The following is a 2,375-nucleotide window of genomic DNA, read 5'->3' as shown; positions in this document are numbered from 1 at the left end:
GTTCCACTATTTAGCCATTACCAGATCGAAAGCCAGATTGAATCTGCTTTCCAACGTGAAGTTCGTCTTCCATCTGGTGGCTCTATCGTAATCGACCCAACAGAAGCTCTAACTTCTATCGATATCAACTCTGCTCGCGCAACGAAAGGCGGCGATATCGAAGAAACAGCACTAAACACGAACTTAGAAGCTGCTGACGAAATTGCTCGTCAACTGCGTTTACGTGATTTAGGCGGTCTAGTTGTTATCGATTTCATCGATATGACTCCAGTTCGTCACCAACGTGAAGTTGAAAGCCGTCTACGCGACGCAGTTCGTCTTGACCGTGCACGTGTTCAAATTGGTCGCATTTCACGCTTTGGCCTATTAGAGATGTCTCGTCAACGTTTGAGCCCTTCTCTAGCAGAAGCAAGCCACCACATCTGTCCTCGCTGTACAGGTACTGGTGTTGTTCGTGATAACGAATCTCTAGCGCTATCTGTTCTACGTCTAATCGAAGAAGAAGCATTAAAAGACAATACTGCGCAAGTTCTTGCTGTAGTTCCTGTACCTATCGCTTCTTACCTATTGAACGAAAAGCGTCGTTCAGTAAACCACATCGAGAAGAACCAAGAAGTTAAGATCACTGTTGTTCCTAACTCAGACATGGAAACACCTCACTTTGAAGTTATCCGTGTTCGTGAAGGTGAAGAGTTCGACTTACTGTCTTACCTACTTCCACAAAAGATTGATGCTCTAAAAGAAGCAGAAAGCAAAGAACCTGTTGTTGTTGATATCAAGCCTAAGAAACTTGAAGAGCCAGCACTAAAAGGTTTTGCCGCTCCTGCTCAATCAGCACCTACTCCAGCTCCTACGCCAAAAGCACCAGAAGCGAAAGTTGAAACTGAAACAGAACAGCAACCAGGTTTGCTTGGTCGTTTCTTTAAAGCTATCGGTAGCTTCCTATTCGGCTCATCTCAAGAAGAGAAAGTTGAAGAGAAAGTTGAAGAAAAAGTTGAAGATAAACGCCCTCAAGGTAATCGCCAACGTCGTGAGCGTAGTGATAACCGTCGCCGTAATCAACGTGGTGACCGTAATGAGAACCGCGATAACAAACGTCGTCGTAAGCCTGCACGTGATGAGAAGACTGAAGATCAAAACGAAAGCGCTCCTCAACAAGGTCGTCAGCAGCAGAATCGTCAGAATCGTAAGCCTAAACAAGATCGCCGTAACAAGCCTCGTGAAGAGCAACGCGAAGAAACACGTGATGAACAAGAACTGCCTTCTAAGTTAGCTCAACAGGGTCAGCAACTTGCTGCTGATGCTAATGCAAACAAACCAGAAGTAGCAAAAGAAAAGTCTGAAGCGAAAACTGCAAAAGTTAAAGAGCGTCGTCAACGTCGTAAACTGAACAAGCAAATTCGAGTTAAGGATCAAAACGCAGTTTCTGAACAAGAAGCAAAAGCGGATCAAGAGAAAAAAGTAGCAGATCAAGTTGAAGCAACTCAAGTGAACGCTGAAAATGCAGAGCAAGAAGAGCCTAAACAACGTCGTAACCGTCGTTCTCCACGTCACCTACGTGCAAGTGGCCAACGTCGTCGTCGCGGTCGTGATCGCAAACCGAACCCATTCCGTCTACGTAAAGGTGGTGTAGCGTCTCCAGAGATGGCTATGGGTAAAGTAATGCCACGCTTTGTTGCTAAGCCGCATCACAAACCAGCTAAAACTGAAGTTGTTGAACAAACAACTGACGTGCAAGTTCAAGAAACGCCAGTAAATAATGTTTCTGTACCTACAGGTGGTTTTGCATTCCCAGAAATGGCTATGGGTAAAGTAATTATTCGTCGTGAAGAAGCAGTGACTGAAACACCAGCAAAAGTAGAGACTGCGGTTGAACCTGTTGCTGTTGAAACAGAACAAGTTGCTCCTATCGTTGAAGCACCAATCGAGCCAGTTGTTGAAGCTCCAGTTGTGGAAAACGTTGAACCTCAAGTAGAAGCTCCTGTTGAAACCAAGGTTGAAGCAGCAGTGAAAACTGAGACAGTAAACAATGTTGAAACAACTAAAGTTGTGGTAGCCGCGGCTAAAAAGCAAGCAGGCTCACCAATGACAGCAGCTCCAGGCCCTCAAGAGATTAAAGAGATTGAAGTAGTTGCTGCTCCTTTCCGCTCTGAGCGCTACGAATCTAAAGGTGCTGGCAGCCAAGTTGCTACTAGCTCTGCTGGCGCGGTAACGACTAAGCCTAATTACTAATTAGTTGCGTGGTTAGTCTGTAAATTCTAATCACGAGATAGCTAATTAGCTTAACAGCAATAAAGACAAGGGCTGCCTAGTAATAGGCAGCCCTTTTTATATCCATGCTTCTAATAGTTAATATTAGATATATTGCTCAAAAT

General features: G+C 44.7%; 1 protein-coding gene. It reads left to right on the top strand.

Features of this window, described 5'->3' with window-relative positions:
- The coding region (locus L4C33_RS21610) for a ribonuclease E/G (RefSeq protein WP_428814444.1) at window positions 1-2,232 on the top strand (2,232 nt) is incomplete at its 5' end.
- Window positions 2,233-2,375: the final 143 nt, after the last annotated feature.

This window comes from Vibrio makurazakiensis (assembly GCF_050337375.1).
In the GTDB taxonomy this organism is placed as follows: domain Bacteria; phylum Pseudomonadota; class Gammaproteobacteria; order Enterobacterales; family Vibrionaceae; genus Vibrio; species Vibrio makurazakiensis.
The sequence above is the reverse complement of the archived record's forward strand: the minus strand, read 5'-3'. Positions and strand labels throughout refer to the sequence as shown.